The following is a 22900-nucleotide window of genomic DNA, read 5'->3' on the forward strand; positions in this document are numbered from 1 at the left end:
ATATCAGATGTTGAAAATAAATTCCTACAAAAGATATTTTAAATAGTACACCTAACGAAATACTTATCAAAACTTTAACTACCAAACACTTAACTTACAGCGGTAGCAAGAAATAACACCTCTTCTTTAGTCTTTAAACTGACTGTAATCTCTTTTATACGGCCTAATAATTAATCTAGCCTCTCGATCGAACCTTATATAATTGTATACCCAGTTTATAAATACGACCATTCTATTTCTAAACCCTATTAAAAAAAATAAATGAACGAACATCCAAACGAACCATGCAAATACCCCTTGAAACCTAAATTTCTTAATATCGCATACTGCTTTATTTCTCCCTATAGTAGCCATACTACCTTTATCATTATACACAAAAGGTTTCATTGGCTTATGTTCTATTAACCTCACCAGATTCTCACCCAACAACCTGCCTTGTTGAATTGCCGGTTGAGCTACCATTGGATGACCACGGGGGTTATCTTCTGTAGCCATACAAGCAATATCGCCAATAGCGAATATTTCCGGATGTCCTATTACCTGATTAAATTCGTTAACATTTAACCTGTTGCCACCAGCCACAACATCTTCACCATCCAACCCCTTAATTCCGGCTCCTTTAACACCAGCTGCCCAAATGACGGCGGCAGAATCAAATTTCAAATCTGTTTTTGTGGTAACGGTTTTACCGTTATAACCGGTAACTCTAACCCCTTTCCATACTTGAACCCCTAATTTTTCTAAAAAATCTTCTGCTTTTTTAGATGCTTGCGCACTAAAACCCGGCAGTAAACAATCTCCACCTTGAACAATATTAATTTGTGCTCTTCGGGTATCTAGATCAGGGTAATCTTTTGGCAATATTCCTTTTTTAATTTCAGCCAAAGCTCCTGCTAACTCAACACCAGTTGGTCCGCCACCAACAATTACAAAGTTCATTAATGCATCGCGTTCGTGATAGACATCGGTAAGAAGCGCTTGCTCAAAATTTTCCAATATTAAACTACGTAAGTTCAATGATTGCGGAATTGATTTCATTGACATGGCATGCTCCTCAATTTCCTTATTTCCAAAGAAATTGGTTTCAGAACCTGTGGCTACCACCAAATAATCATAACTTATATCCCCAATGTTGGTATTCACTTTTTTACCGGCCGCATCAATATGTTCTACTTCTGCCAAACGGAAATAAAAATTATCATATCCGATCAATACCTTGCGTAAGGGGTAGGCAATGGAATCTGGCTCAAGACCTCCTGTAGACACTTGATATAATAGTGGTTGAAATGTATGATAATTGTTCTTATCTATAAGGACAACTTGTACTTCTTGTTTACTTAATTTTTTGGCTAGAGATACTCCGCCAAAACCACCACCTATAATTACAATTCTAGGATAGCTTGAGAGTGGTATGTTCATAGTAGTTTACTTACTGACAAAATTAAACAAATGGACTCCTACTTTAAAATAATAATGTGTTTTTAGTATCTTTAAGCTCTAACTCAAACAAACACCAAAATGCGCAAAACCCTTATTTTACTGGCAGTACTAGGTACTTCAGTTTTTTCTATGAATGCTCAGAAGAGCGAAAAAGACATAATCAAAAAATTAGAGCAAAAAAGTGATGAATACGGAAATATAGCTCAAAATATTTGGGAATTCGCAGAAATGGGATACCAAGAGGAACAGAGCTCGGGTCTATTACAAAAAACATTAAAGGATGCCGGTTTCTCCATTAAAACCGGAGTAGCGGGTATACCTACCGCTTTTATTGCGGAATATGGCAGTGGCAGTCCCGTAATAGCCATAATGGGCGAGTATGATGCATTACCGGGACTATCCCAAAAAGCTACCGCTGAAAAAGAATCTGCTGGTGCCGCCGCTGGTCATGCCTGTGGTCATCACTTGTTCGGTACGGCATCTACGGCAGCGGCAATTTCAACAAAGGAATGGTTAGAGGCCAATAAGGCAAAAGGTACCATACGTTTCTATGGAACTCCTGCTGAAGAAGGTGGATCGGGTAAAGTTTATATGGTTCGTGAAGGCCTCTTCAATGATGTAGACATAGCGCTACATTGGCACCCCGGGTCACAAAATGCAGCTAGCGCAGGTGCTGCGTTAGCTAATAAATCGGCAAAATTCAGATTTCATGGTATTTCTGCCCATGCCGCCGGTTCTCCAGAAAAAGGACGTTCTGCCCTTGATGGTGTTGAAGCCATGAACCTGATGATCAATATGATGAGGGAACACATTCCGCAAGAGGCCAGAATACATTATGTTATTACAGCTGGAGGTAAAGCACCCAACGTAGTGCCAGATTTTGCAGAAGTTTATTACTATGCACGTCATAATCGACGTGATGTTGTGATCGATATATTCGACAGAATGGTAAAAGCTGCCGAAGGTGCCGCATTGGGTACAGGAACTACAATGGACTATGAGATGATCGGTGGTACACACGAATTACTGCCCAACCTAACATTACAAAAAGTAATGCACGATAATCTTTCTGAAGTTGGCGGTATAGAATACACAGCAGAAGAAAAAGAATTTGCCGATAAAATAGCTGTAACCTTAGGACAGGAAAAAGCGGATCTTGCTACCGCTAAAAATGTTCAGCCTTACAAAACCGAAGCTAGGGCTTATGGCTCTACAGATGTAGGCGATGTTAGCTTTACCGTACCTACAGTTGGTTTTGGCACCGCTACCTGGGTTCCTGGCACACCGGCTCACAGTTGGCAAGCGGTTGCTGTAGGTGGAACCTCCATTGGTAGAAAAGGAATGATGGTAGCCGCAAAGACCTTGACCAAAACTGCAATAGACCTTTTTAAGGATAAAAAATTGGTAGAGACCGCTAAAGCTGAATTTTTAGAAAAAAGAGGTGCAGATTTTAAATACATTCCTCTTTTAGGTGATAGAGCACCTGCCTTAGATTATAGAAAATAGAGTCTTATGTTATAGATTTTAAAAGTGCCAAGGTATTAATTGGCACTTTTTTTATGTATTTCTAAATATATTGTAACAAACAAAACCTTTTATAGACTAACAACGTAAGAACAGCCAACCAAGAGTGAATAAAGAACTTGAACACAAATTTGTGACCGAGCTACAGGACAACCAAAACATTGTCCATAAAGTGTGTACGCTGTATACAAACGACCGCGACTCCCACAATGATCTGTTTCAAGAAATTACCATTCAATTATGGAAGGCTTATCCCAAGTTTAGGGGCGATGCCAAATTCAGTACTTGGATGTATCGTGTGGCACTAAATACTGCCATTACACTATATCGAAAACAAAAAAGAAGAATTGACACAGCTGATTATGAGTCTGTAATTTTTAAGATCAAAGCCGACGAATATGACGAGACCGAAGAACTACAATTAAAATTAATGTACAAGGCGGTCAAACAATTAAATGACGTTGATAAAGCGTTGGTGTTTTTATATCTTGAAGATAAAAACTATACTGAAATATCTGAAACATTAGGTATTTCCGAAGTAAATGCACGGGTTAAAATGAACCGTATCAAAACAAAATTAAGAACCATTTTGAATCCATAGGCGTATGACGGATGAACTGGAATTATTAAAGAAAGATTGGCAAAAAAAGGAATTCGATGTTCCTAAATTAAGCTATGACGAGATTCATAAAATGATATGGAAGAAATCTTCCTCAATTGTTAGGTGGATCCTTATCATCAGTATATTGGAATTTACCGTACCGCACCTTTTATATCTACTACCATCTATGCGTGATGGTATGGAGCTATATGAAAACATAGGTGTCTCAAAATACCTTGTAGTGCTCTCTGGCTTTACTTATATCATAGCCTTTTACTTTATTTTTCAGTTCTATAAAAGATTTAAGGAAATTTCGGTTTTGGACAATTCCAAAAGTCTAATGAAGAAAATCATTAAGACTAGAAAAACCGTTAAGCATTACGTTATTTTTTCATTATCCATGATAATGATGACCATAATCATAATGATTATAGGTGTTTACCTAAATGATAATATGGTCAATGCCTTCCCAGAATTAAAAGATAGCCTTGCAAACATATCACCCGAAAAATTAAAAATTACCATAATGATGTCCATAGGTATTTTTGGAGTAATTCTAACCTTGGTCATGGGTGGCATTTATTTCTTATTATACGGACTGCTACTTAGAAAACTAAAACAGAACTACAGTGAACTTAGAAACCTTACTATTTAAGAAGGGGGATTCCATTTACGCTGTTTGTTCTCTTCCTCAATAGCCAAAAGATCGGCTTTTGATATCACTTTTAAAAATGATGGGTGCTGCTCAATTGCGTACTCCAATTTTTCTATTATAGATTCGGTAGATTCATTTTCGTAATCAATATCCAATGGCTCTTTAATAACCATAGATTGAAGTATTCCTTTCTTTTTAACACGAAGTCCTTTTTTATCAAAAGAACGTCTAAAGCCATCAATAACCACTGGCACAACCACTGGTTTATATTTTTTGATAATGTGTGCCGTACCTTTTCTTAAAGGCTTCCAAGGGGTAGTTGTACCTTGTGGAAAAGTAATTACCCAACCATCGTTCAATGCCTTGCCTATACTAGAAATATCGCTCATTTTTACTTGGCGCTTAACATCTTTGCCCTCTGAACGCCAAGTACGCTCTACACTTACCGATCCCGCATAGGCCATTATCTTGGTCAAAAGACTTTTCCTCATGGTTTCTGCAGCGGCCACATAATACATATTCAATTTTGGTTGCCAAATATATCCCAAGTTCTTAATGGAATCTTCACGACCGCTTAAACTGGCATTAAAAACATGAAACATAGCCACAACATCTGCAAAGTATGTTTGATGGTTACTTACGAACAACACATTTTTATCCGGTAAATTTCTAATAATATCAGACCCTTCAATTTCCAACGTATTAAAGCGCTTATACCGCTGATGCGATAGCACGGCCAAAATGCGTATTAGCCATTTTTTAATGAATAAATTATGCCCAAAAGGGTTTTTATCAAATAATCCCATAGAATGCTAAAATAATTAAATATGCCTTACAACACCTGCTTTAGTAACTCTTTAATCTCATTCATCATCATTGCCGTTGCCCCCCATACAATATAACCGTTTAATTTAAAGGCTGGTACTTCAATATCCACAGCGTAAGATGTGGTCATTTTTTTTGAAACTACCAATGTATCATCTAAAAAATCCGATAGAGGAACTTCTAAAATTAACTCAACTTCTGCATCTTGTTTTACAAATGGTTTTGGATTTCGATATAGCCCAATATAAGGCTGAACCATAAAATTACTGGGAGGTATAAAGATTTCTGAAATTTCTTTGATCACCGTAATGTCTTTTGGTGCCACCCCTACTTCTTCATACGTTTCCCTAAGTGCGGTGGTCAATAGACCATCATCAGATTTTTCTTCTTTGCCCCCAGGAAAAGCAACTTGGTTAGAATGTACCCCTTTATAAGTTTTACGTAAAATCAAAAGCAAGTTTGTTCCCATATTTTTTGTAGGGTAAAACAATGCCATTACCCCTGCCCTTCTAGGATTTTTCTGAGAAATATTAATACGTTGTAATTCTTCTAATCGGCTTTCTGGAGCCATTTTGTATTGCGAAGCTTCTCCCGGTAGCGGTAGATCCTTTATTTTTGATATCTGTTGTTCAAAAAAATTAAAATTCATGCGTTTACCAAAATTCTATTCTTTACTACTCTTAGTATTTTTTGCAATGGCCAGTTGCAAAGATACCCCTAAGAAAGTTGATAGTACTACTACCGTAGCCAAGACAACGATAGACTCTACTAAAATTACGGAAAATGAAGCTGAAAAAGAACAAGAAAAAGATGCTTTTGAACTTACCGAAGAGAATGCCATTGATTACTTTTTCAACTATGAAAAGACCCTAAAAGAAAACAAGGTCAGAATTACCACAAAATTTGGCAGTTTTACCGTAGAATTATTTGATAACGTACCCTACCACCGGGCCAATTTTATATACCTCACCAAAAAAGGATATTTTAACGATACTCAGTTTCATAGAGTGGTAAAGAATTTTATTATTCAAGGTGGAAACTCTGATGACAAAAAGACAGCAGAAAAACGATCTAAAATTGGTCGTTATCTATTACCGCCAGACACCAGAAAAGGACATAAGCATCATAGGGGCACTATTTCCATGCCAAGTAGTGAAATGGACAATCCACATAAACTAGCATCACCATTTGAATTTTTCATTGTTGTTACAGACCCTGGCTCATATCACTTAGATGATAACTATACTCCTTTCGGAAGGGTCATTGATGGCATGGATGTGGTTAATAAAATAAATAACGTACCTGTAGAAAAAGGAGATTGGCCTATGAGAAATGTTTATATTCAAAAAGCTGAAGTTATAGAATAAGCAACTATAGCCAACCAATCAGAATTAAGCTTGATTTCTATAAATATTGGGCAGGGAAATTTTGAAGCGAACTGCTAATACCCGCATAATTATTATAGTAAGGATAGCCAAAGAATAAGCAATGGTATCTTTTATAGGAAACTGTATCAATACAAAATACACCAACCCACCTAATATACAAACGGTGGCATAAATTTCCTTTCTAAATATTACAGGAATCTCATTACACAATATATCTCTTATAACGCCACCAAAACAGGCGGTAATGGTTCCTAAAGCAATACACATTACCGGTAAAAGATCTGCCGCCAAACCTTTTTCTATACCTACCATGGTATACAAACCAATGCCAATGGTGTCAAACAAAAAAAGTGATTTTCTTACGTATTTTAATTGCTTCACAAAAATGATTGCCAGCAATACGGTTACTACAATAATCAATAAATGAACTGGAGCATTAAGCCAGCCAACAGGTTTAATACCTATAAGTAGATCTCGTAAGGTGCCTCCCCCAACAGCTGTAACAAATGCAATAATCAAAACCCCAAATACATCTAACCTTTTATCCATAGCAACCAACACTCCAGATATTGCAAAAGCAATGGTTCCTAAAATATCGATAATGAAATAAAACATGGGCTAGATCTTTTGCGTAAAGTAATTATAGTCTTTTAGAACGGTATCCAAGTACGCAATATCGTACAATTCCGAATTGGTCTGCAAGATACTTTCAACTTTCTCTCTAAGCGCTTTTAACGTCTTAAAATCATTACTTTTTTTAGCTATCCCAAATGTTTCTTTAATAAGTCTAACATCCTTATCGGTCAACATAGTAACATTCATGATTTGAGGCACATAAGCATCTTCCACCTCTTCTAAAATGGTATGGGATACCTTTGTCCTATTCTTTGTACTAATGACCACCGTACCTGCCGCGGCATCACCTAAACGCTGTTTTTTATCGGAGAATAAAATAGTGAGCAAACCTATAGACCCAAGAAAAATCCAAATATCAACCAAACGTAGCATCCATCTAATTAAATAATTACTCCAATGAACGGGTGAACCATCTACCTTTACCACTCTCATTTTCATAATCATTTTACCAACGGTTCTACCATTAAAGGTAATATGCATTAAAAGTGTATAAAACATTGCCGGCAAAGAAATTAAAGCAACTAAACCTCTCTGCGTCCATCCATCTGAATATATATAACCTATAGCATCGCCAATTAAATTCACCAAGATAAAATAGAGGTAAAGTATAAATGCATCTATAAAAAATGCTACAATTCTTTCACCAATACTAACAATAGTATAATTAAGGTTAACATTTTGCGTTGTATTGATTTGAAGGTTATTCATTTAATCTTAAATTTAACAAGGTAAATATAGTTTATGCGCGAAGCTGCTTTTGTAAAGCAAAATAAGGAAAAATGGATAGCTTTTGAAAAAGCTATTAACCTAGGTGCTTCTACCGACCCAGATGAACTTGCCAATGGCTATATTCAACTGACCAATGATTTGGCATACGCGCAAACGTATTACGCAGAAAGTAAGACTTTATTGTACTTAAACGAACTTGCTTCTCTTGCCCACCAGAAAATCTATAAGAACAAAAAGGAAAGTAAAAATCGAATTCTCAGTTTTTGGATTACAGAATTCCCTCTTTTTTTTAGACAGTACCATAACACCTTGGGCATAGCCTTTTTAATTTTTATTATCGCATCTGCCATTGGCTCTTTATCCGCTATTAACGATGCTACCTTTGTAAGGTTGATTTTAGGTGATGCCTATGTTAATGAAACACTTAACAACATAGCTAACGGTGATCCAGCAGCAATCTATAAAGGCGGTAGTGAAATTGGTTCTTTTTTGGGAATTACCATTAACAATATTAGAGTTGCCTTTTTAGCATTTGCCTTTGGGGTAATCACAAGTATAGGCACCGCATATATATTATTTTCAAATGGTGTAATGCTCGGGGCATTCATTACTTTTTTTTATACCAAAGGAGTTTTCTTTGAGGCCAATAAACAAATTTGGCTTCACGGTACCATAGAAATATCGGTTATTATTATTGCCGGCTGTGCAGGTCTAATAATGGGCAACAGCATACTTTTTCCGAAAACGTACGCTAGGCGCGTCTCTTTTATGAAGGGTGCCAAAGATGGGCTTAAAGTTGTAGTCAGCACCATACCGTTTTTTATAATTGCCGGATTTATTGAAGGATTTATAACAAGGTATACCAATATGCCCAATTGGTTGGCATTCATAATTATTGGAGCATCATTATTCCTAATCATTTTTTATTACATAGCATATCCTATTTTACTAAATACCAAACATGAAAGACAATTACATACCGCTAAAGGTTAATCGTGAATTCGGCGGTATTATCTCCGCTTATTTTGATTTTTTTAAACAGAACATAAAAAGCTTTACCAATGTTTTCTTAAGCTACAATGGTGTTTTCTTAATAGGACTTTTAATTACCAGTTACCTATTGGTTTCTGGTTTTATAGGAATGATAGCACACGAATCTGGGCAAAGTCCGTTTTCCGATAATTTAGCTGCCGAAGAAGAGTATTATGTCTATTTAGGTATAGGAGGATTTTTATTCTTTGTTATTTTTCTGGGAGTTGTTTTTCTAAATTATTCGCTTTCTGCTAGTTATATGATAAAATATGAGGAAACCAAAGATTCTAACGTAGACAAAAAAGAAGTTTGGCAATATGCCAAAAGCCAATTTGGAAATATTCTGCTTTTTATCTTATTGCTTATACCTATTTACCTTGTCTATTTTATAGTGGCCATAATTTTAGCCATTATACCCCTACTAGGCTTTTTTGCCCAATATATAGTTCAATTCTTTTTAACAGCCTGGATCGGTGTTTCTTTTTTTGATATGCTCCAAAATAAAAAAAGCGTTACCGATGCCTTGGGCGAAGGTTGGAAACTTGTAACCGGTAGTTTTTGGAAATCTATAGGAGTAAACTTTATTTTAGGTTTATTATTAGGTTTACTATTAATGATCGCTTTGATCATACCCGGTATTATAATAGGGGTGTATACTTTTCATGTTGTAGAGAACGATGTAGATTATACAAATTCCATTGTTTCAACAATTGTTTACACTTTAGGGTTATCCATTTTCCTGATTATTGCGGTATACGGACAATGTCTTTCCCAGTTTATCAATGGCATATTATATTATGCATTACATGAAAAGACTTATAATGAAAATACAAGGGCAAGAATTGAACAAATAGGACAAAACGATTAATTTGAGACTACCATTCATTTATATTTTCTTTTTGTTGATGACCTTTTTCTCATTTGCTCAACATAAAACAGATAGTATTGTTAAAACCGATACTTCATCAGTTTTAACATTGAGAAATTTTGAAGATGACCTGACAAAGAAATATTCAGGTGATGAATTCAATTATACCTTTAAAACCGGCGAATCTCAAAATTTATTTGCCCGATTTTTAAATTGGGTTGGGCAAGGGCTATTCGATGTGTTTGGTATTACCCTATCTCCAGAAGTATTACAACTTTTAGAATATCTCATTTATATCTTATTAGGAATTCTCGCCATTTACCTACTCGTAAAATTCCTGATCAATGAAAATTTCAGCGCAATCTTTCAAAAAAAGGCTAAAACGATCAACGATATTAACCTTACCGAAGAACATATTGAAGGTGTTGATATCGGCAACTTATTGAATGAGGCCCTTGCAAATAAAAACTACAGACTAGCGGTACGTTACCAGTTTCTATTATCACTGCAAAAACTGTCGAAAAAAGATATTATAGATTGGCATTTTGATAAAACCAATACAGATTACGTTAACGAGATTCAACAACCACAGTTAAAACAAGGTTTTAAAAGAATAGCCTATCTATACGATTATATATGGTACGGAGAACAAGATATAGATAACGATAGATACACCGTATCTGTCTTAGATTTTGAAGCAATCAACAAACTAATTTAATAGTAACTTGGGAAAACGTTCTAAAATAATACTTGGTCTTTTGGTTGCGGTGCTTATTGTTATCATTGTAACAGAAATAGTACGCCCAAGACCGATCAATTGGAGCCCGTCTTACACATTGGCATCTAAAATTCCGTTCGGTTGCTACGTGCTTTATAATGAGTTAGCATCTATTTTTCCACATAATGATATTGAAACTGTAGAAGAAAACATTTATGATGTACTAGTAGATCGAGATACCTCAACTGCCGCCAATTACATTTTGATCAATGATTTTATTTATTTGGACGAACAGGAAACAAACCAACTACTAAAATTTGTAGACGAAGGCAATCAGGTATTCATAGCTACGAGCAACCTTACCGGTAAATTGGCAGACACATTGAATATCACCATTGAACAACGGTATGATATAAAAGAAGATTCAACTAAAGCATCATTTACCAATACATATTTTAATGAAGAGGCTTTCTATTTTGAAAGAGGTGTCAACCCTGCATATTTAACCAGTATTGATACCGCCAAAACAGAAATTTTAGGTCATATTCACGTGAAAAGTTCCACATTGTTAAATAAAACCCCCAATGAAATAAAAATAAGTCCCAACTTCATAAAAACTTCATTTGGCAAAGGAAATTTTATTATCAACACCCTGCCTATTGCTTATACCAACTATTATATGTTAAGTGATAAAATTGGTTACAGTAGTCAAAGTTTCGCTTATTTGAATGACAATACCCTAATATGGGACGATTATAAGAAATCTGGGCGTAAAGTAATTACCTCTCCAATGAGGTTCGTTTTAAATCAACCTGCTTTAAAATGGAGTTACTACCTAACAATTACTGGTTTATTGCTATTTGTTATTTTCAAGGCAAAAAGAGAGCAACGAATAATACCAATTATAAAACCATTAGAAAATTCTTCCGTAGAATTTGCTAAAACCGTGGGGTCATTATACCATCAAAAGAAAGACTACACCAACTTGAACCATAAAAAAATCACCTATTTTTTAACTCATATTAGAAATAGATTTTATGTAAACACTACGGTTCTAGATGAAAAACTAATAGCCCAATTAAGTGCTAAGGCAGGAAAATCGATAGAAGAAACCAAAGACCTCATCGAATTCATTCTTAGTCTTAAAAACAAACCTATACATTCTGAACAAGACGCTATAGTACTTGCCAAGAAAATAAATACATTTAAACAATCTTATGGAAGATAACACACAAGACGAACAGCAGGTAGAGTTTAATTCTCGAATAGATCTTACCAAGCTTCAAGATTCTGTTACCAAGGTAAAAGCCGAATTAGGAAAGGTTATAATCGGTCAACAAGAAATGATCGAACTTTTGATCGTTTCAATTTTAGCCAACGGTCATTCACTTATAGAAGGGGTTCCAGGTGTTGCCAAAACTGTAACCGCAAAACTACTTGCAAAAACTATGAACGTAGATTTTAGCAGAATACAGTTTACGCCAGATTTAATGCCTAGTGATATTCTTGGAACATCTATTTTCAATGTTAAAACATCTGAATTCGAATTTAAAAAGGGTCCTATTTTTTCAAATATTATATTGATCGACGAAATAAACAGAGCTCCGGCGAAAACACAGGCTGCACTTTTTGAAGCTATGGCAGAAAGACAAATAACCATAGATGGTAATGAATTTGACATGCAACCTCCGTTTTTGGTTTTTGCTACCCAAAACCCTGTAGAGCAAGAAGGCACCTACAGATTACCCGAAGCCCAATTAGACCGTTTTCTTTTTAAAATCAATGTGCACTACCCAACTTTAGAAGAAGAAGTACAGATTTTAGAAAATAAACACCATCAAAAAAACAATAATGTAGAATCGCTTATAGATGCAATTCTTTCGGCTGAACAAATTGCCGCTTACCAAAAGGTCATCAAAGATATTGTCGTGGAAGATAATCTTCTAAAATATATTGCAGCAATCGTTAATAATACCAGAACAAACGCCAACCTTTATTTAGGCGCATCTCCAAGGGCATCTATTGCCATTTTAGACGCTTCTAAAGCCGTTGCCGCCATTAACGGAAGAGATTTTATTACACCAGATGATATAAAGAAAGTAGTAAGCCCTATACTATGCCATAGAATTATTCTGACTCCAGAACGTGAAATGGAGGGTTATACAGCTGAGAAAATGATCAAGGATTTAATTCAAACCATAGAAATCCCAAGATAAACTTCAGTGAAAAAGATTTTCAAAAATATATTTATTCAAAAAAGGTTCTTCTTGGTGCTATCAGGAGTTATCCTATGTTTTCTACTATCTTATATTTTTGAAAACATTGCATATATTCCAAAGCTTCTATTTTACCTTTTTTTAGCTTTACATATTACCGATGCCATTTTACTTTTTCTGTCAAAAGGGCAAATTACAGCGCATAGAATTGTTACCGACAAACTTTCTAATGGTGATGAAAATACGATTAAGATAGAAGTCACCAACAAGTATTTGTTTTCTGCTCAAATAACCATTATAGATGAACTTCCGTTTCAATTTCAAAAGCGAGATTTTAATTTTAACAGCCTATTAAAACCGGGAGAGCAGAAACTATACTCCTATACTGTAAGACCCGTAGAAAGGGGCGTTTATAGTTTTGGAAATTTAAATGTATTCGCCATTTCACCCATTGGCCTTTTAGCTAAAAAATATACGTTTGACCAAGATAAAGAAGTACCTGTTTACCCTTCTTTTTTACAACTTCGCAAGTATGACCTTATGGCATTCAGCAACAGATTACTTGAATTTGGCATTAAAAAAATTAGACGAATCGGTCATACGATGGAGTTTGAACAGATCAAAGATTACATACAAGGTGATGATATAAGAAATATAAATTGGAAAGCCACTGCCAAAAGAGGGCAACTAATGGTCAACCAATTTCAAGATGAAAAGTCACAGCCGATTTATTCTGTTATTGATAAAGGCAGGGTTATGAAAATGCCTTTTAATTCACTCAGCTTACTGGATTACGCCATAAACGCTACCTTGGTCATCAGCAGCATTGCCCTCAAAAAAAATGACAAAGCAGGTATTTTCTCTTTTAGCAATAAAATAGAAAACAGAGTTGTTGCAGAGCGCAGAAGTTCACAAATGAACTTAATATTAGAAACACTTTACAACCTCAAGACCAACTTTGTTGAAAGTGATTTCAGTAGATTATATATTGATGTCAAAAGAAATTTACCACAAAGGAGTCTATTATTACTGTATACCAATTTTGAAACCCTTGATGCCCTGCATCGCCAACTTCCTTACTTGCAAGCTATTGCCAAACAACATTTACTGGTCGTTATTTTCTTTGAAAACTCAGAACTTGTATCGTATGCAAAATGTAAACCCAACAATACACTAGAAGTTTTTGAACAGGCAATTGCAGAGAAATTTATTTATGAAAAACAACTAGTGGTCAATGAACTAAAAAAGTATGGCATACAGACCATACTGACAAAGCCCGAAGACCTTACCATAAACACCATCAATAAATATTTAGAGATAAAAGCAAAAGGGTTATTATAAATCAATTCAGTAAATAGGCTGCCTGTACCTCTGAGAATATATCACCAGTGCCAGTTTCAACTACTATGGGTAAAGTAATCTTAGGAGCAGTATATATTTGGGTAACCATACAACCACAACTTTTTCCTCTTTTATAGCTACCGCGTCTATTTCCACTATTTCCAGTAAAAACTTCTAGTGCCAATGCAGATATTACACCGCCCAATGTTGTAAATACCACATCTCTTGTTTCCCATTCGGCTCCTCGCGAAGAATCATAAATAGCTTCTTTTGTAATTCCTGCCGCAAAAGCACTACCTACTGCTCCTGCCCAAGTCCATCCACTTTGCCCGTTAGAAATTTTATTTGCGGCATAACCTCCCACTCCTCCTATTACAATGCCTGCACCCAAATGCTTAGCTGCATCTGCACTTGTCTGTGCATTTGAATAAAAAAAAGAAAGCACTAAAAAAATATAAATAAAGGTTTTCATTTTACTGAGGGATTTTTTGTGAATAACGCACTTTGACCAATAAAATTATGTTACCTTATTTATTGGACTAAAAAATTATTATAACAGCTAATAATTAATAGTTCACCAACTTTTTATCATCACACCATGTAACGTAATTAATCATCACAGTTACCGACTAAATTCACAGCCATAAAATATACTTATGAAAACAATTTTTCACAAATCGGACACTAGAGGTCATGCCGATCACGGTTGGCTAAACTCTTATCATAGTTTTAGTTTCGGCAATTATTATAACCCAGAACGAATGAATTTTGGAACCTTAAGAGTCTTAAATGACGATACGGTTGCAGCAGGGCGTGGTTTTGGGGCACACCCCCATAAAAACATGGAAATTATTTCCATACCATTAGAAGGTAACCTTCAACATATGGATGATATGGGCAATAGTACAATTATCAAAGCAGGAGATATTCAAGTAATGAGTGCCGGTACTGGAGTTACCCACAGTGAGTATAACCAAAGTTCAGTTGATGAGGTAAAGTTTTTGCAAATATGGGTTATTCCTAATCAACGAAATATAACTCCAAGATATGATCAAATTTCAACCTTAGAAATTGCAACTAAAAACAGTTTATATCAAATATTATCTCCTTACGAAGACGATCAAGGAGTTTGGATCCAACAAAATGCATGGTTTTATTTGGGAAAATATGACACCGGGGCTACAGACAATTACACAATTCATTTGGATGGAAACGGAGTATATATTTTTGTTATCAAAGGTGAAGTCGAAATTGAAAGCCAAAAGATGAACTCCCGAGACGGTTTAGGTATCTGGGATGTAAATTCCCTGAATATAACTGCAAATAGCGAAACTGAAATATTGCTAATGGAAATACCAATGCAATAAATTTAAAAGCCATTTTAAAGCAAAAAATATTGTGCTTATTAATTATTACTTGATTATATTTAAGTAGAAATTAAATTGTTTACAACTTCCCCTGTTTGAGTTATGTTTCTATTTCATTATTAACGAATATATGTATAACAATTACTTTTAATTTGATACTGATCAAACATTAACGCTCTTGTTTATTTGTTTAGAACTCAAATTGACTACATTAAAATTTAAATCATTTGTCACAGCTAAATACGACATCAAAAAATCATAAAGCTAAAAGCAGGGACATTACCGACGAATTTGGTTTAATTACCATCATATCCGCTATTTTCACTTTTTTGGTTTTTATATACACGTTAATTTTTCATTCGTATATAGAACAAATTCTCGCTCTTATTGTTGCAGTGGTATTTGGCATTGGTTTTATCTTAAATCGATTAGATTACCGACAAGCAACTAGGTTATACATGACATTATTACCTCCATTGGTTTTTATGTCGCTTATACTCCTAATTGGTGGCTATTTTGGACAAGGAGTTGCCTTTGCTACCATGGGTTTTCTAGCGTTTATCGGGTATCGTAAAAATCCTAGGTTGAGAAACATCATCATTTTTTTTGATGTACTTGCGTTTATACTGCCTACTATTTATGTTACTATGTATGGTCCAATACTTGGCACCATAGACGTTCCTTTTGATGAAGTGTTTGCATTTTTAGCGAGTTTAGGTTGGCTATCACTAACCTTTAGAATGTACGATCAAAATAAAACTAGGGCTTATACTACAGATTTGGAAAATCATATTGAAGCTTTAAAAGAAAGTGAACTCAACTTAAAAAAGGCACAAGACAACCTAAAGAACCAGAATAAAAAACTAGAGGTATTGAACAATGAATTAAAACTTAAAAATACCCATATAGAAGAATTTACCTTTATAGTTACCCATGACCTTAGAGGACCATTGAACAACATAAATGTTATTGCCAGCGAATTGGAAAAACAACACGCCATTTCTAGTTATGCTAATTTCAGTAGTTATCTTAAACATTTGCAGGGCAGTTCTACTAGACTTACAAACTTAGTAGAAGGTCTCTTAAAATATGCTGAAATTGGAAACTCAAGCGGTATGGAATCTGTAAACGTTACTGTAATATTGCAATCTGTTCTTGATGACCTTTCTGAAAAAATTAAAGAAACAAAGGCTACAATTAAATTTAACGGATTACCAACCCTTATTGCCAGACCAAGCGATATTAGAATGTTATTTCAGAATTTAGTTCACAACGCTTTAAAATTTAAATCATCTGCTCAGGATCCAATAATCACCATTACATCTGAGAAAAGAGAGAATGATTATTTGTTCAGCGTTGCAGATAACGGTATAGGAATTCCAAGCGAACAGTCAGAAAAAATATTTAATGCCTTTCACAAATTACACAACCAATCTAAATTTGAAGGCTCAGGTATTGGGCTTTACGGGAGTAAGAAAATTGTAGATCATCATTTAGGTAAAATATGGGTGACTTCCGAAGAAAACAAAGGCAGTACATTTTACTTTACCATAAGTACAAATTTATTGGAACAAAAGCCAACCCATGAATTAATTGATAATGTCAACTAACTTTAATTTTAAAAATATACTTCTAGTTTTAACCTTGATTATAACGACCTTGGTCTATGCTCAAGAACCTCCGTTAAAATTAGGAGTAGCAGGACTAACCCATGGACACGTTGGATGGATTCTTGGCAGAGGCCAGCAACCGGATATGAACATGGTAGGAATTGTAGAATCCAACCAAGAACTGGCCATAAAACTTTCCAAAGAATTTGGTTTCTCTATGGATATCGTTTTCAGTACCATGGATGAAATGATTAACATGGTCAACCCTGATGCAGTTGCAGCTTTTGGCAATATTAAGGATCATTTAAAAGTAGTGAAAGTATGTGCCCCAAAAGGAATTCATGTTATGGTAGAAAAACCATTGGCAACTACCTATGATGATGCGAAGGAAATTAAAAGACTCGCAGACACACATAATATTCGGGTATTGACCAATTATGAAACTTCATGGTACAAAACCAATGTCAAAGCTATTGACCTATACCAACAAGGAGAAATTGGTGAATTAAGAAAAGTAATTATTAGAGATGGGCATAAGGGACCTAAAAAAATTGGCGTCTCAAGTGAATTTTTAGAATGGTTAACGGACCCCAATTTAAACGGTGGCGGTGCTATAACAGATTTTGGTTGCTATGGCGCCAATTTAATGACATGGATTACTAAGGGTAAAAGACCAAAAAGCATTACTGCCGTAACTCAGCAACTACAAAAAGAAAACAACCCGAATGTTGATGACGATGCAACTATTATATTAACTTATGAGAATGAAATGGCCATTTTAGAACCTTCTTGGAACTGGCCAATTGGCAGAAAAGATATGGAACTTTATGGCACTAAAGGTGCTATTTACTCTGACAATCCTACCCAATTAAGAATAAGACTATCTAAGGGCTATAGCGATTATACCGAAGAAACATTTCTTTTAGGAGAGCGAGAAGAGCCTTACAATGACCCTTTCGCCGTTTTTGCTGCAGTTATTAATGGCACACTTCAATTAGAACCGTACAATGTATACTCTTTAGAAAACAATATGATAACTATGGAAATTCTTGAATCTGCCATCAAGAGTGCTAAAAGCGGAAAAACAATTCTTTTAAATTAAAAAAAAAAAAAAAATGGACACAGACTATATAAAAGTATATGGCGGTAATAAAATAGAAGCTCAACGTATAAAACTAACTTTAGAAGACAACAATATCAAGGCCGTAATCAAAGACGAAACCGAATCTGCTAGGTTAGCGGGTTTTGGCAGTCCTTTGCCCGAACTTATTGAGGTGTTTGTGCACAAAGATGAGGAAGAGAAATCGCTTGCTTTAATAACTACGATCAATAAAAAAGCATAAAAAAAGCCTCTAAAATAGAGGCTTTTATCCCTATACTTTAAATTAACCTTTGCTCAATGGCGTAATTTCTAGTTTTCTAAATTCTACAGGTCCGTGATCGCCTTGAATCATAATAGGTCCGGCCTCTGCTTCATTATTATCTAAAGCTCCACCTGTCATAGCGTCTATATTCTGATTAGAGATAATAGTTTTTCCGTTGGCAACTATGGTTACTCTTCTACCTATCAACGTAATATCATAGGTTTGCCACTCGCCCGCTTTCTTAGCGGCATTTTCGTTTGGGGTCAACAATCCGTAGATTCCGCCAAAATAAATTGAAGATGGTTCCAACCCAATGTTATCAGCAATTTGCACTTCATAACGCCCTCTTAAATAAAGTCCGCTATTACTATTTTCAGGATATCTAAATTCTGCATGCAATTTAAAATCCTTGAATTTTTCTTCTGAGACTAAATTGACTCCAGGTTTTGCACTGGTCAATATACCATCTAACACCGCCCATTGATTGCCCGGTTTCATCATCCAACCATTTAAGTTCTTTCCATTAAAAAGTTTTATGGTCTTCCCTTCTTTTACATTTTCATAGTATGGTAATTTTGGCGATTTTGTTGCTGTCCAATTATATGTTTTACCATCTACATATATCATGGTTCCTTCTAGCCCTTCTCCTACTATTTTTCCTTCAAATTCCATATTGGCAGCTCCTGGCTCCCATTGTGGAGGTAATTCAAAAGAAAATAATTCTCCGTGCTTTTCTATTTCGGCTACAGGTCTTGCACTACCAAAAGCATATGTAAATCTTCCAATCAATGTATTGGTACCCGAGTGCCTAATTTCTAACCACGATGGTAGCTTCTCTCCTTCTTGATCAATTGTCAAATTCCATTTTCCCTCTAAAGGATGACCTTCTTGCGCTTGTACACATGTTAAACCGATTGCCGTCAGAAAAACAAATACAGCTGTTTTAATAGTATTCATATCATTGTTAGTTTAATAAGTAATCAAATATAGCAGAACTTTTAGTTACAGTTTCACCACATTAATTTAAATGTCATTTATATTTCAAATTGATAAATCTATATCATATATGGTTAATAACTTAACAACTATTCAATTTCTTTCTTGATTATCTCCATTATTCGCTACATTTAAGTTTCAATTCAACCAAACAACAATGACATTCTTTAAAAAATTCCTTTTGGGGGTAATCGCCCTATTATTTTTTTCTATTTCATGCATCAATAAAAAGCCTGTTGAAATTCCGTTAACCATTCAACAAGATAGTACCGAGCTTATTGAAATGGCTAAATTAGCTCGAGAAACCATTACTGCTGAAGTTGCAGACGGACTAGAACTAAGTCTTTGGGCTTCAGATTCCTTGGCTCCAGACCCCATTGCACTTGATATTGACAATGAAGGCAATGTATACATTACTCGTACTAACAGAGCCAAAAACTCAGAATTTGATATTCGCGGACATAGAGATTGGATGACAGAATCCATCTCCCTAGAATCTGTGGAAGATAGAAGAGCCTTTCTTCATAAAACTTTTGCTCCTGAACTTAGTAAAGAAAATGAATGGTTACCTGACCTTAATAATGATAGCATTCATGACTGGCAAGATCTTACCGTTGAACAAGATGAAATTTGGATGTTACAAGATACCGACAATGATGGTATTGCAGATATTTCTACCCAGATCATGAACGATTTTAGCGATGAAATCAATGATGTGGCCGGCGCACTCTTAGTACGTGATAACGATGTTTTTGTTGGTATTGGTCCAGGTATGTATCGCTTAACAGATACTAATGACGATAAAATTTTGGACGAAAAAACCAGTATTGCAGAGGGCTTTGCCGTACATATAGGATTTAGCGGTCACGGTATGTCCGGTGCCATAGAAGGTCCAGATGGTAAAATATATTGGGGTATTGGTGATATTGGTGCAAATATTACTACCGTTGATGGTGAAAACCATAAATACCCAAATGAAGGGGTAATTGTAAGAAGTAACCCAGATGGAAGTGACTTCGAGGTTTTTGCTCACGGTCTGCGCAATACGCATGAGTTTGTTTTTGATGCCTACGGAAATATTATTTCTTCTGATAACGACGGTGACCATAAGGGAGAAAGTGAACGCCTGGTTCATATCGTAGAAGGTTCAGATGCTGGGTGGAGAGCCAATTGGCAGTATGGAAAATATACGGACCCAAAGAACAATGGTTATAACGTTTGGATGGATGAAAAACTCTTTACCCCACATTGGGATGGTCAAGCCGCGTATATCATACCTCCTATTCAGAATTTTCATAACGGACCTACCGGAATGAGATATAACCCTGGCACCGCTTTGGGCAAAAAGTGGATGGACAAATTTTTCTTAGTAGAATTTGTAGGTGACCCCAGCAGATCACATATTTGGTCTTTTGATCTAAAACCGAAAGGTGCCTCTTTTGAACTGAAGAGTGAAGAATCTATCTTATCCGGAGTATTGCCTACAGGTATTGATTTTGGTCCAGATGGCGCATTATACCTTGCCGATTGGGTTAATGGTTGGGGAACCAAAAATTACGGAAGGGTATGGAAATTAGACGTTACGGACCAAACCAATGATCTTGAACAAGAAAGGTTAGAAACACAACGGTTAATGACCCATAATTATGAAGATGACAAAACTGATAATCTTATAAAACTACTCTCGTATAATGATATGAGAATTCGGCAAAAAGCACAATTTGAACTTGCCAAAAGAACTTTTTGGGGATACAGAGCTTTAGAAAAGGCTTTAACTGAAGAAGAAAACCAATTTGCACGTATTCACGCCATATGGGGTATTGGGCAAATAGCGGCAAAAGATGTTGATGATGCCGAACCTTTATTAACTCTATTAAGTGACGAAGATGCTGAAATTGTTGCGCAAAGTGCAAAAGTTCTTGGTGATGTAAGGTACGGGAAAGCTGCCGATAGTTTAATAGCATTGACCACCCACCAGAACGATCGGGTTAAGTTCTATGCTGCCCAAGCATTAGGTAGATTAAAACATGAAAACGCTATTGAACCACTTTTGGCAATGATCGAAGCAAATAATAATCAAGATCTTTACCTAAGACATGCTGCCGTATTGGCTCTTGCAAGAATAGGAAAAGCAGAACCAATTTTAGCTCTTGCCAATAATGAGAACAGAAGTTTGCGTATTGCAGCAGTTCTTATCTTGAGAAAATTACAAGACCCTAAAATTTCAATATTCTTATCTGATAAAGATGAGTATATAGTAACGGAAGCCGCTCGTGCCATAAACGATGATCTTTCTATAGAGGCTGCATTGCCGGCTTTGGCGGCTACCCTAAATAATGAGAAATTCACCTCAGAACCATTATTAAGAAGAGCGATCAATGCAGCTTTACGCGTTGGTGGTGATGAACAACTAGATTTCCTTATCAATTTTGCAAAGCGAAAAAGTGTTTCCAGCGACTTACGTGGCGAGGCTCTTGCCGCCTTGGGAACTTGGAACAATCCTTCTCTCTTAGACCGTGTAGATGGTAGATATAGAGGAGAAATAATTAGGCAAAACGGTCAACTAGAAGAGAAGATCAGAAAAGATATCCCTTCATTTTTAAATGAACGCCAACCTGAAATTTTAATCGGTATTTCTAAGACATTGAGCGCAGTGGGTATTACCGATTATAACAATGAGTTATTCTCTATTTTTAGAAACAACAAATCAGCAGAGGTACGTGCTACAGTACTAAACAGTCTTGGTCAATTAAAATTCGAACAAATGGAAACTGCCATGTCCATTGGTATGAAAGACAGCAATGAAGAAGTAAGAACAGCAGCCGTAGGTCTTTTGGCGCAATTAAATATACCTAAAGAAAAACTTCCTAGCATTGTAGACCCTATTTTTAAAAGAGGCTCTATATCTGAACAACAGAGAATGTTAAATGTTTTAGGTGACCTACCTGTAGAGAATAGTAATGCATTACTATCTAGCCTAATTAATAAAGCCAGTAAAGACCAACTAAAGCAGGGTATATTATTAGATTTAATGGAATCTGTAAACGCAACCGAAAACCCAAAATTAATAGCTCAATTAGACAAACTTAAGGAGGCTGGTTATTCTGCCGATTCTTTTCAAGAAACGCTATATGGTGGAAATTGGTGGGCCGGTAGATCTGTATTCAACAATAATCCCACTGCACAATGTGTACGTTGCCACTCAGTAAATGGCTCCGGTGGAGAGGTTGGACCAAAATTGGACAATATTGGCAAGATCCTGAACAGACAACAATTGCTAGAAGCGCTTATAGAACCTAGTATACGTTTGGCACCAGGCTATGGCACCGTAACCATTACGTTGAAAGACGGACAAAAAGTACAAGGTGTTCTTATTGAGGAAAATGACAAAGAATTACTTCTAAGAACTTCTGAAGCGGAGCCTTTAAGAGTCCCTTTAATGAGAATTGCCAGTAGAGAGAATTCCATGTCTGCAATGCCTGCAATGGGTAGAATGATTTCAAGAAGAGAACTTCGTGATCTTATTGAATACCTTGGATCTTTGAGAAACAAAAAGCGGGTGATCGAAGGGGAAGATAAAGAAGTTTAAT

General features: G+C 35.7%; 22 protein-coding genes. 15 read left to right on the top strand and 7 right to left on the bottom strand.

Annotation, left to right across the window (positions count from 1 at the left end):
- Window positions 1-126: 126 nt before the first annotated feature.
- Entirely contained in the window at window positions 127-1419 is a 1293-nt protein-coding gene (locus tag YQ22_RS02760; protein WP_058105742.1) for an NAD(P)/FAD-dependent oxidoreductase, read from the bottom strand.
- A 99-nt stretch (window positions 1420-1518) separates the two neighbouring features.
- On the opposite strand from YQ22_RS02760, the gene YQ22_RS02765 reads away from it, so the two are divergent.
- The 3 genes from YQ22_RS02765 (at window position 1519) to YQ22_RS02775 (ending at window position 4220) form a co-directional block, all read left to right on the top strand.
- On the top strand, window positions 1519-2946 hold the full coding sequence (locus tag YQ22_RS02765) for an amidohydrolase (protein WP_071339989.1): 1428 nt from the start codon (window positions 1519-1521) through the stop codon (window positions 2944-2946).
- A gap of 124 nt (window positions 2947-3070) precedes the next feature.
- The gene (locus YQ22_RS02770) at window positions 3071-3565 is read left to right on the top strand and encodes an RNA polymerase sigma factor (RefSeq protein ID WP_058105740.1); all 495 of its coding nucleotides are present in this window, start codon (window positions 3071-3073) and stop codon (window positions 3563-3565) included.
- Between the two features lie 4 nt (window positions 3566-3569).
- Window positions 3570-4220: a hypothetical protein gene (locus YQ22_RS02775; protein WP_058105739.1), complete on the top strand. Its 651-nt coding sequence runs from the start codon at window positions 3570-3572 to the stop codon at window positions 4218-4220.
- Here the strand turns inward: YQ22_RS02775 and YQ22_RS02780 are convergent.
- Complete coding sequence (locus YQ22_RS02780) at window positions 4217-5026, bottom strand: lysophospholipid acyltransferase family protein (protein ID WP_058105738.1); 810 nt, start codon at window positions 5024-5026, stop codon at window positions 4217-4219. The two genes, YQ22_RS02775 and YQ22_RS02780, sit on opposite strands and share 4 nt — an antisense overlap.
- Window positions 5027-5052: 26 nt before the next feature.
- A complete protein-coding gene (locus YQ22_RS02785; RefSeq protein ID WP_071339990.1) occupies window positions 5053-5694 on the bottom strand; it encodes an NUDIX hydrolase in 642 nt (213 codons plus the stop codon).
- Between YQ22_RS02785 and YQ22_RS02790 the strand changes: the two genes are divergently transcribed.
- Window positions 5693-6412 (top strand): peptidylprolyl isomerase, encoded by a 720-nt coding sequence (locus tag YQ22_RS02790; RefSeq protein ID WP_071339991.1) that lies wholly within the window; start codon window positions 5693-5695, stop codon window positions 6410-6412. The two genes, YQ22_RS02785 and YQ22_RS02790, sit on opposite strands and share 2 nt — an antisense overlap.
- 24 nt (window positions 6413-6436) lie before the next feature.
- Here YQ22_RS02790 and YQ22_RS02795 read toward each other — a convergent pair whose 3' ends face one another.
- Together YQ22_RS02795 and YQ22_RS02800 are read right to left on the bottom strand one after the other, a co-directional pair.
- Window positions 6437-7048: a trimeric intracellular cation channel family protein gene (locus YQ22_RS02795; protein ID WP_071339992.1), complete on the bottom strand. Its 612-nt coding sequence runs from the start codon at window positions 7046-7048 to the stop codon at window positions 6437-6439.
- A gap of 3 nt (window positions 7049-7051) precedes the next feature.
- On the bottom strand, window positions 7052-7777 hold the full coding sequence (locus YQ22_RS02800; RefSeq protein ID WP_058105734.1) for an RDD family protein: 726 nt from the start codon (window positions 7775-7777) through the stop codon (window positions 7052-7054).
- A 33-nt stretch (window positions 7778-7810) separates the two neighbouring features.
- Here YQ22_RS02800 and YQ22_RS02805 point away from each other — a divergent pair, with 33 nt between their 5' ends.
- The 6 genes from YQ22_RS02805 to YQ22_RS02830 are packed head-to-tail and all read left to right on the top strand — an operon-like array spanning window position 7811 to window position 13973.
- Window positions 7811-8791 (top strand): stage II sporulation protein M, encoded by a 981-nt coding sequence (locus YQ22_RS02805; RefSeq protein WP_058105733.1) that lies wholly within the window; start codon window positions 7811-7813, stop codon window positions 8789-8791.
- Complete coding sequence (locus tag YQ22_RS02810; RefSeq protein ID WP_071339993.1) at window positions 8760-9698, top strand: hypothetical protein; 939 nt, start codon at window positions 8760-8762, stop codon at window positions 9696-9698. The genes YQ22_RS02805 and YQ22_RS02810 overlap by 32 nt, the downstream gene beginning before the upstream one ends.
- A 1-nt stretch (window position 9699) precedes the next feature.
- On the top strand, window positions 9700-10416 hold the full coding sequence (locus tag YQ22_RS02815) for a DUF4129 domain-containing protein (protein WP_156894524.1): 717 nt from the start codon (window positions 9700-9702) through the stop codon (window positions 10414-10416).
- A 7-nt stretch (window positions 10417-10423) separates the two neighbouring features.
- Window positions 10424-11644 carry a DUF4350 domain-containing protein gene (locus YQ22_RS02820; RefSeq protein WP_071339995.1) on the top strand — a complete coding sequence of 407 codons (1221 nt, stop codon included), beginning with the start codon at window positions 10424-10426 and terminating at the stop codon, window positions 11642-11644.
- Window positions 11634-12632 carry an AAA family ATPase gene (locus YQ22_RS02825; protein WP_071339996.1) on the top strand — a complete coding sequence of 333 codons (999 nt, stop codon included), beginning with the start codon at window positions 11634-11636 and terminating at the stop codon, window positions 12630-12632. The genes YQ22_RS02820 and YQ22_RS02825 overlap by 11 nt, the downstream gene beginning before the upstream one ends.
- Before the next feature lie 6 nt (window positions 12633-12638).
- A complete protein-coding gene (locus tag YQ22_RS02830; protein WP_071339997.1) occupies window positions 12639-13973 on the top strand; it encodes a DUF58 domain-containing protein in 1335 nt (444 codons plus the stop codon).
- A 1-nt stretch (window position 13974) separates the two neighbouring features.
- Here the strand turns inward: YQ22_RS02830 and YQ22_RS02835 are convergent, their stop codons facing one another.
- Window positions 13975-14445, bottom strand: a complete 471-nt coding sequence (locus tag YQ22_RS02835) for a hypothetical protein (RefSeq protein ID WP_071339998.1) — start codon at window positions 14443-14445, stop codon at window positions 13975-13977.
- A 184-nt stretch (window positions 14446-14629) separates the two neighbouring features.
- Here YQ22_RS02835 and YQ22_RS02840 point away from each other — a divergent pair, with 184 nt between their 5' ends.
- The 4 genes from YQ22_RS02840 (at window position 14630) to YQ22_RS02855 (ending at window position 18293) form a co-directional block, all read left to right on the top strand.
- Window positions 14630-15340: a pirin family protein gene (locus tag YQ22_RS02840; RefSeq protein WP_071339999.1), complete on the top strand. Its 711-nt coding sequence runs from the start codon at window positions 14630-14632 to the stop codon at window positions 15338-15340.
- 227 nt (window positions 15341-15567) lie between these two features.
- Complete coding sequence (locus YQ22_RS02845) at window positions 15568-16950, top strand: sensor histidine kinase (RefSeq protein WP_071340000.1); 1383 nt, start codon at window positions 15568-15570, stop codon at window positions 16948-16950.
- A complete protein-coding gene (locus YQ22_RS02850) occupies window positions 16940-18052 on the top strand; it encodes a Gfo/Idh/MocA family protein (RefSeq protein ID WP_071340001.1) in 1113 nt (370 codons plus the stop codon). Before YQ22_RS02845 ends, YQ22_RS02850 begins: the two co-directional genes overlap by 11 nt.
- 13 nt (window positions 18053-18065) lie before the next feature.
- Complete coding sequence (locus YQ22_RS02855) at window positions 18066-18293, top strand: putative signal transducing protein (protein WP_071340002.1); 228 nt, start codon at window positions 18066-18068, stop codon at window positions 18291-18293.
- Window positions 18294-18335: 42 nt separating this feature from the next.
- Here YQ22_RS02855 and YQ22_RS02860 read toward each other — a convergent pair whose 3' ends face one another.
- Complete coding sequence (locus YQ22_RS02860) at window positions 18336-19271, bottom strand: 3-keto-disaccharide hydrolase (RefSeq protein ID WP_071340003.1); 936 nt, start codon at window positions 19269-19271, stop codon at window positions 18336-18338.
- A 196-nt stretch (window positions 19272-19467) separates the two neighbouring features.
- On the opposite strand from YQ22_RS02860, the gene YQ22_RS02865 reads away from it, so the two are divergent.
- Window positions 19468-22899 carry a DUF7133 domain-containing protein gene (locus YQ22_RS02865; protein WP_071340004.1) on the top strand — a complete coding sequence of 1144 codons (3432 nt, stop codon included), beginning with the start codon at window positions 19468-19470 and terminating at the stop codon, window positions 22897-22899.
- The last annotated feature ends 1 nt before the right edge of the window (window position 22900 follow it).

It is taken from the genome of Maribacter sp. 1_2014MBL_MicDiv (assembly GCF_001865655.1).
GTDB classification, from domain to species: domain Bacteria; phylum Bacteroidota; class Bacteroidia; order Flavobacteriales; family Flavobacteriaceae; genus Maribacter; species Maribacter dokdonensis.